Origin of the sequence: Planococcus sp. A6, from assembly GCF_028823615.1 — a bacterium.
Taxonomy (GTDB): domain Bacteria; phylum Bacillota; class Bacilli; order Bacillales_A; family Planococcaceae; genus Planococcus.
Window position 1 is genome coordinate 1 of the sequence record NZ_JAPEHT010000140.1, and the last position, 7,797, is coordinate 7,797.

Annotated in this window: 6 protein-coding genes and 1 pseudogene; 1 reads left to right on the forward strand and 6 read right to left on the reverse strand. The window is 49.6% G+C overall.

Translation table 11 applies throughout. The annotated features are described in order from the left end of the window. Window positions 1–21: 21 nt before the first annotated feature. The 4 genes and pseudogenes from ON064_RS15670 to ON064_RS15685 form a co-directional block, all read right to left on the reverse strand. Entirely contained in the window at window positions 22–327 is a 306-nt protein-coding gene (locus ON064_RS15670) for a hypothetical protein (RefSeq protein ID WP_274625507.1), read from the reverse strand. 69 nt (window positions 328–396) lie between these two features. Next, window positions 397–1,527, reverse strand: a complete 1,131-nt coding sequence (locus ON064_RS15675) for a conserved virulence factor C family protein (RefSeq protein WP_274625508.1) — start codon at window positions 1,525–1,527, stop codon at window positions 397–399. A 20-nt stretch (window positions 1,528–1,547) separates the two neighbouring features. After that, a pseudogene (locus ON064_RS15680) lies at window positions 1,548–3,421 on the reverse strand (ABC-F family ATP-binding cassette domain-containing protein). After that, window positions 3,418–4,053 carry an HD domain-containing protein gene (locus tag ON064_RS15685; RefSeq protein ID WP_274625509.1) on the reverse strand — a complete coding sequence of 212 codons (636 nt, stop codon included), beginning with the start codon at window positions 4,051–4,053 and terminating at the stop codon, window positions 3,418–3,420. The pseudogene ON064_RS15680 and the gene ON064_RS15685 overlap by 4 nt, the downstream one beginning before the upstream one ends. A 162-nt stretch (window positions 4,054–4,215) precedes the next feature. Here ON064_RS15685 and ON064_RS15690 point away from each other — a divergent pair, with 162 nt between their 5' ends. Beyond that, window positions 4,216–4,422 carry a cold-shock protein gene (locus ON064_RS15690; protein WP_058380613.1) on the forward strand — a complete coding sequence of 69 codons (207 nt, stop codon included), beginning with the start codon at window positions 4,216–4,218 and terminating at the stop codon, window positions 4,420–4,422. Window positions 4,423–4,476: 54 nt separating this feature from the next. On the opposite strand, the gene ON064_RS15695 is transcribed toward ON064_RS15690, so the two are convergent. Both ON064_RS15695 and ON064_RS15700 read right to left on the reverse strand, forming a co-directional pair. Beyond that, complete coding sequence (locus tag ON064_RS15695) at window positions 4,477–6,441, reverse strand: hypothetical protein (RefSeq protein ID WP_274625510.1); 1,965 nt, start codon at window positions 6,439–6,441, stop codon at window positions 4,477–4,479. Between the two features lie 18 nt (window positions 6,442–6,459). Beyond that, window positions 6,460–7,686 (reverse strand): ATP-grasp domain-containing protein, encoded by a 1,227-nt coding sequence (locus tag ON064_RS15700; protein WP_274625511.1) that lies wholly within the window; start codon window positions 7,684–7,686, stop codon window positions 6,460–6,462. Window positions 7,687–7,797 lie beyond the last annotated feature (111 nt).

Below are 7,797 nucleotides of genomic sequence, written 5' to 3' on the forward strand. Positions count from 1 at the left end.
ACTTTTTTTCGTAGTTACCTTTTATTTATTCTTATATTGCCCGTTGATATACGACAACATATCTCCAAAACTATCATAATGAAACCAGTCATAGTGCATTTTCTGGTCCACTTCGCCTTCGTCGTCGATATGCATCGAATTGGCGCTCAGCTGCAGGATTTCGGTATCTTCCACATCTGTCGGTTCTTGTTCGAACGCGTGATCAGCGAATTTTTTCTTCACCGACTCATAAAACCTGTCGCGCTCTTCTTCTTTTTCGAATTCCCATGATTCGTATTTGCCGCGGCAAAGGACTTCTATTGAATACACTTGTTTATTTTTCACCATTTTCTCTCCTCCAAGTAAAGCGTCGTATTGCTCTTTACCTCAAGGAAGCAGGCGGGAAACATTTGTTTCTTACTTATTGTCTTTCATCGTCTGGCGGGCTTCGGTCATTTGCTTCCATACCGAGCCGCGCGCTTCTTCGCCTTGTTCGATGCGGGCGATCGCCATCTTGATCTGAAGCTTCACTTCGAACTCAGGGTCATTTTCCGCATCTTTCAATGCCGGAAGCGCTCGTTCCGTCCCGGTTTCATACAAGAACATCGCGGCACGCCAGCGCACGAGCTTGTTTTTGTCTTTCAAGGTTTCGATCATGATTGGTTCAAACGCGACAAAGCCAAGGTCACTGATGGTGTCGCCAGCTGTGCGCCGGACCGCCCACGATTTGTCTCTCATCGCCTGTTCAGCATAAGGTACGACCGTTTCGTCGTCGATGTCGCCGAGGTAGATGGCTGCTTGGCGGCGAATCGACATTTTATCGTCTTCCAAGGCCTTGCCTAACAGCGGCAAATCCTCGAGATCCGCTTCAACCAATTGGCCGAGCAATTGGAAGCGTGTCTCCCAATCCGGTGCGTCGAATTCTTCCAACGATACTCTGCGTTTGTCGATTTTGCCAGCCGATTCATTCGATTCGGTTTTGCTTGTCAAAGATTCCAAACGGTCATCAGGGTAAGCCGCTTCGATTTCTTCGACGATGCTTTTGCCGATTTCCTCTTTTTCGCCGTAGCGGACGCCGTAATCTGCCCATTTGCGCTGAAAAATGAAGTTTTCATCGGTTGGATCCATGACTTTGTTCATCGCCTGCACAAAACGTTCCGGCATCGCAAAGCGCTCTTCCGATTGCGAATCGAACACTTTTACTTGCAACGGAATGCCTTTGAATTCCTGGACATGAACATACACTTCGCCGAAATGCTCATCGATCTCGAGTTCTTCCTCGGAGCCATTGCCTTCGCCGAAGACGCGCCGCACATCCGCAAGAATACCTTCCCAGTCGGATTTCGCATTGCGTTCGACGGCGAGGAAATCTGCCACATGGTAGACGCCTTTGACACCATCGATCTCTAAGATTTCCTGCACTTCTTTCGGTGCGCCTTCTGTTTGGTCTTCCTTGTAATTATGGCTTTTCCCGAACGGCAATTCCTGGTCGATGATCACTTTCATCGTGTTCGGGCTTGGAGTCGGTTCAATCGCTACTATTTTCAAGATAATCCCTCCTGTGTAAATTACGCTTCTGCCAGTTCCTGCAAATAGCTCCACCGTTCAATCAATTCGTCGTATTCGACGGTGTAAGCATCGATTTGGTCGGTCAATTCCTGCAATTTATCAAAGTCAGAGCCGGCCTTGGACATTTGTGCTTCGGTCTGTTCAATTTTCTCTTCCACTTCCGCAATTTTGTCGAGTATGCCGTCATATTCCTTTTTCTCGAGGAAACTCATCTTTTTCTTTTTTTCCGGTGCCTGCGGTGCAGAGTCAGCAACCGGTGTATCATTTGCCACAGTAACAGCTTGCGGCTCAACTACCGGCTTCTTTTCTTTCAGCCAGTCCGTATAGAGTCCTTGGTACTCGTCGACAGTGCCGCTGCCGAGCGTCCATAGCTTTTTCGCGATCCGGTCAAGGAAAAAGAGACGACCCCTGGGAAATTCTCCAAAAAGTCCTCTAAAACAGATAAAGTTTGGATATCCAAATCATTCGTCGGCTCATCCAGCATCAAAATATTCGGTTTTTCCATCAACAATTTCAGCAAGTACAAGCGCTTGCGCTCGCCTCCTGATAATTTACCGATCAAGGTACCGTGGGCATTCGACGGGAACAGGAATCGTTCGAGCATTTGAGTCGCAGACAGGCGCACGCCTTTTTCCGCTTCGAAATCGCTCGATACTTCCTGGATGTATTCGATCATGCGCTGGGATTCGTCCATTTCCGGTAAACGCTGCGTGAAATGGGCAATCTTGACGGTGCTGCCGTAGTCCAACGTGCCGCTTGTGGCTTCCAAATCACCTGCGATTAATTTCATAAGTGTCGATTTCCCTGCACCGTTCGGGCCGACGATGCCAATACGGTCGCCGCCTTGCAAGAGGAAGTCAAACGAATGGAAAATTTCGCGGTCGCCGTAGGAAACGGCCAAGTTTTCCCCTTCGATGATTTTCTTGCCCAGTCGCTGGCTTTGCATCGATAATTCAAGGCTCGTGTTATCGGACGTTGATTGAATGTCTTCCGATAATTGGTCAAAACGCTGGATGCGCGCTTTTTGCTTCGTGCTGCGGGCTTTCGCGCCGCGGCGGATCCATTTCAGCTCCGAGCGGAAACGGTTGTGCATCTTTTGTTTCGTCGCTTCGGCCATTTCTTCTCTAACGGCTTTCGCTTCCAGGTAATCGCCGTAGTTTCCTTTATGCGTATACATCGTCTGATCCGCCAGTTCAAAAATATGCGTCGAGACAGCATCGAGGAAGTAGCGGTCATGCGTCACGAACAGCATGGCGCTGTTCATACGCAGAAGCGTTTCCTGCAGCCATTCCGTAGAGCCTGCGTCCAAATGGTTGGTCGGCTCATCCAAAAGGATCAAGTCGGCCGGTTCGATCAAGGCTTTTGCGAGCGCTACGCGTTTGCGCTGGCCGCCGGACAATTCGCTGATCTGCTGGTCGTACATATCGATGCCAAGTTTGGTCAAGGCCGTTTTCGCCAAGGCGTTGATGTCCCAGGCATTTTCGCGTTCCATGCCTTCCTGGATTTTCATCAATTCTTCCTGCAATTGTTCGGACCCTGAGTCGGCGATCATGTTTTGCAGCGCTTTTTCATAAGACCGGTTGAGCGCGAGCAGCGGCGAGTCGCCGGAGAAGACAGTCTCAAGGACCGTCAGCGATTCATCGAACTCAGGCTCCTGCATCAAATAGGTAATCCGGTATTTTTTCGGATGGTCCATTTCCATCGTGTCGGATTCGAGATCTCCTGCCAGGATCGACAAAAGAGTCGACTTGCCGGTGCCGTTGACGCCGATCAAACCGGCGCGTTCTCCCGGGTACAGCGAAAATTCGACATTAGTAAAGAGGGTTTTGACCCCCACTGATTTGCTTAAGTTTGTTACGTGTAAGTGGCTCATTTTTTCCCATCCGTTTCGTTTTGTAGTTGCTCTAGAAAGGATAGCATAAATCGGTGGCGTTCTTCAGCCATTTGCTTTCCGCTATCCGTCACCATGCGCTCTTTCAACAGCAAAAGCTTTTCGTAAAAATGCGTTACGGTGCTCGTATCGCCGTTCCGGTATTCGCTTTCAGTCATCGCTGTGCGTGCTTGTTCATCCCGGTCATATAATTTACGACCTTTTGCGCCGCCGTAGGCAAAGGCACGCGCGATGCCGATGGCGCCGATGGCATCGAGACGGTCGGCGTCCCGGACGATTCTGCCCTCGATCGATTGCGGTTCCTCGTTCGTGCCGCCTTTAAAGGACACGGTCCGGATGATCGAACGGATGTCGCTGCGCTCTTTGTCCGACAGCTCGAGCTGCCCGAGGATTTCTTGTTCCGGGTCTTCCCCTGCTTTTTTGTATTTCGGATCGGAGACGTCATGCAACAGCACGGCAAGCTCGATCAGCGCCTGATCGCCGCCTTCTGCCTGTGCAATGTGGCGGGCATTCTCCAGCACCCGCTCGATGTGCTGCCAGTCGTGGCTCGCGTCAAACTGTTCATAGATGCTTTTTACTTTCATGCGGCAGTCCGCAATTACTTGGGGATTCATGGATTCTCTCCTTTAAGGTGTCCTATTCCCATTATAACGTGAAACAGGCTGAAACGGCGCCCCATCGCTGTATTGACCTTGTATGCACCATCATGTATAGTTAAGCCATCCATTGGCTCTAAGGCTGAGGGTTCGACAATCTGAATATTAGGGGGAAGGTCCATGCACCACGGAATTGTGAAATGGTTCAATTCAGAAAAAGGCTATGGCTTTATCGAATGTGACAACGGTGATGATGTTTTTGTCCATTTTACCGGCATCCAAGGTGATGGTTTCCGATCGCTACAAGAAGGCGCAGCCGTCTCGTTCGATATCATCGACGGCAATCGCGGGCCGCAAGCAGCAAACGTCGTGCAGGACCAACCATAACAATTGAAACAGCAAAAGACCCAGGAACTTTTCCTGGGTCTTCTTTTTATGTCTTCACGTCCATGTATAAGTCTGGCCCCAGCTTTCACGGGCTAATTTTTCGACTTGGTCGACATCGCTTTCCTCTACCATATACGTGTCGCCTTGTTCGTAAGGATTGTAATGGAACGCATACATCCTGGCGACGAATTGATGGAACGGCAAGGATGATTCACCTTCGAGTTCGCCATTTCCGGCGACACTTGTCTCGATTCCCTGCCCCCAGTTTTGGCCGCTGTCATTATTCGGGTTATAGAAATAGATGCGGTATTCCTCATCCGGGTCTTCTGCAACGCGCTGGATAGAGACCGCATGAAGCCCGAGCAATTTACCGTGCACATTGGTAATGTAGATGCCGACAGGGTTCGGGTAAATCATTTCATAACCTTCGTTGTACTCAGGATGATGCGTCGCATAGAACAAGCGCACGAACGCATCGTAATCCGTCACAAAGCCTGTCAGCGGATCGATGATATTGGCAAATCCACGCGGGATCCATTCACCATAAAATTCAGGGTTGACCCATTTATGGCCATCTTCGCCGCGCAGGAAGGTTTTCTTCATCATTTCGTTATAGATTTTATCGAGATGCGGAACGAGTACACTCGACACCGGATCCAGCTCGTGATGAATTTCTGCGGCGACGCCGTCTTCAATAACATTTGAATGCACTTCTTCCCCTTCGAAAATCATGTCGATATCGTTTTCACGCACCGCGCGTGCCACGTAATCGAGCAGCTGCGAGATGCCGTGCTGCGCCCATAAGCTGATGGCGCGCGCCGATTGGCATGTCGGATTCAAGCCTTGGCCGATGCCGAGCGGCTGGCCAAGGACCGAGATGACGCCTCCGATAAGCACGCCATTTCCGGAAAGCCCGCCTTTGCGGAATTCGGGACGCAAAATCCGTTTTTTCACTTCCGGGCGGATATCGATATCAAACAGCCTGCGGATGCCTGGAATGATCGGGTCTTGTGTCAATACGCCGCGGTCGAGCATGCGGGACAAACCGTAAACGACGCGGCTCGTCTGCGGATAGACCGCAAAATGGATCATGTCTTGCACCAATTCCTGGTTGGCGTTAAAACTGGCTACGCCCATTTCCGATAAGTCCAGGAATTCCGGGATGAGTTCCGGTTTGCTTCTATTAATAAAGCGCAAATAGATAGCCGCAATCGGTGCCACGAGACCCGTTTTGTTCATGGACGCCGCATATTCACGTGCCTCCTGCTTGAGCGCTTCATCATCTGCATCGACCAGTTTTTTGCGGTAAGCTTTCAAGTCCGGTTCTTGTGCACTTAACGCAGTGGGCGCAGTGACCGCCTGCTCGTAATAATGCAAGGTATCTTTCGTGTTGTCATCTATGTCTTCATCGACCATCTGCGTTGCTGCATCGATCATCGAGACGATGCGGTCGACCATGATCGGCCGCTGGACCGTCAGCCGCTCGATTTCTTCAACAAGTTTTTGCGCAACCGCCCGGTAAGACAATTTGTCGCCGAGAAAGCGGAAAAGGCGTTCTCCGCGTTCAAGATGCGCTCCTCCACCTTCAACCCGTGCTTCTTCGGTCTCTGCTGGAAACAATAAATCCAAGTTCAAAGCCAATACTTCATTCAAGAAAGCGCTGGCTTCTTCCGGCGACACTTTTTCATGTGTATACTGCGCTTCTGAAATCGACAGCATGCGCAGCTCGCTCATCAATTCCACTACAGAATTGAGCCCTTTGACATGAAGCGATCCGCCGACAAATGCCGGCTCCAAGTTTTCCGCTTCTGCCCATGGCCCACCGTTGAATACACCAGCTTTGTCAAAATCAGCTGCGTAATCATAAAGCATCGCCAATCCATCGTCGGTTCCTGCCAGTTCCGTCGCTAGTTGAAACACTTCCGTTTGGTACATGCTTTTCGCAAACGGTTTTGCTTCTTCTAGCGTACGGAGGGCTTGTCCGAATTTTTCTTTTAATGTAGATGCTTCAGTTGCCATTGATAAACCCCCAGATTTTTAATGGTAGAAATCGTAATTCTCATAAGTTTTCAGCAAGTCTTCCATGCGCTCGCTATTGTCCCCGAAGAAGAACAGCGTGCCGTAATGGTTGCCGAATCCGACGCGTTCCGCCACTTTGGATGTGACCGGAATGAACAAATCGTGCTTTTCGAAATAAGAATCGTTCTTCAATTCTCCAGGAATATCCAATTTCTCGATCAACCGGACACGTGGATACACCATCAAGCTGCCAGCATAGCCTGTAGCCGAGCTGACTTCTTCCGGGAAAAATTCTTCCAGCTCCTCAGCTGTCGTCTCCGGGTCGCTGCACAAGATCTGCGCTTGGAAAGCGTTGAATCCATAGGCGCGTTCGATCAAGTCGAAGATGTGGCCGCCAGGTACGCGTGCTGCTACTTCCCCGAAATTCAATGTCCCATCATGGGAAATGAAGTATTCCGGATGGATGACGCCGTATTTAATTTCGAACGAGTCGATCAGCTTCTGGATCTGCTCTTTGATTTGAGGTCGCCATTCTTCGAGCGCCGGTGAAGCCGGCACGAAATTGGAATGCCCGAGTTTAACGTACTCCGTAATATTGAGGAATTTGATATCGCCGTCATGGACGAATACTTCACATGAAAATTCCTGCCCGTCTAGATGGCTTTCCATTAGATATGGGAATTCCTGCACTTCGATTTTGTCGATATCGTTGGCATCTTGGATCATCATATGCCCAACCGTACCTGCTTTGTTTAATGGTTTAATATGGATCGGGTCATTGGTGTCTCCGTCTATTTTAATCAAGGCATCATTGACGCGTTTTAAGAAGCGATGGATGTCATCTTTTGAATACGCTTCCTCGAACACGCCCACCTTGATACCCGACATTTGTGCCTTGCGTTTCATCAGGCCTTTATCGCGCAGCAATAGCGAGCGGTTGAATACGCGCGGGTCGTCGAAAAAGCGTGCATTCAAGACCCCTGCCCATTCTACCGTCTCTTCGTAAATCGGCACAGACAGTTTAACGCCCATTTCGTTGAGCCGTTCGTATAATTCATCGGACCCTTCGTTCAAACGGTCGAAATCCCATGGAATGAAAGGGATGTCGTGTTCTTTGGCAAAACTGACGAAATCCGGTGGACCGACGACGACAAACGGCCTGTCCAATTTGTCCATCGCTTCAATCGCTGGAATGCTCCATCCTAAAATAGCAGTCTTTTTTGATGTACTGTTCACTTCTGTCATAAATCTGCTCCTCCCTTTCGCAATATTTTCATTATACAGTTTATTATTGCCTAATCAAATGGGGATAAACATTAGTAAGGCCAGACTTGCCTTTGTAGAAATCAAAAAACG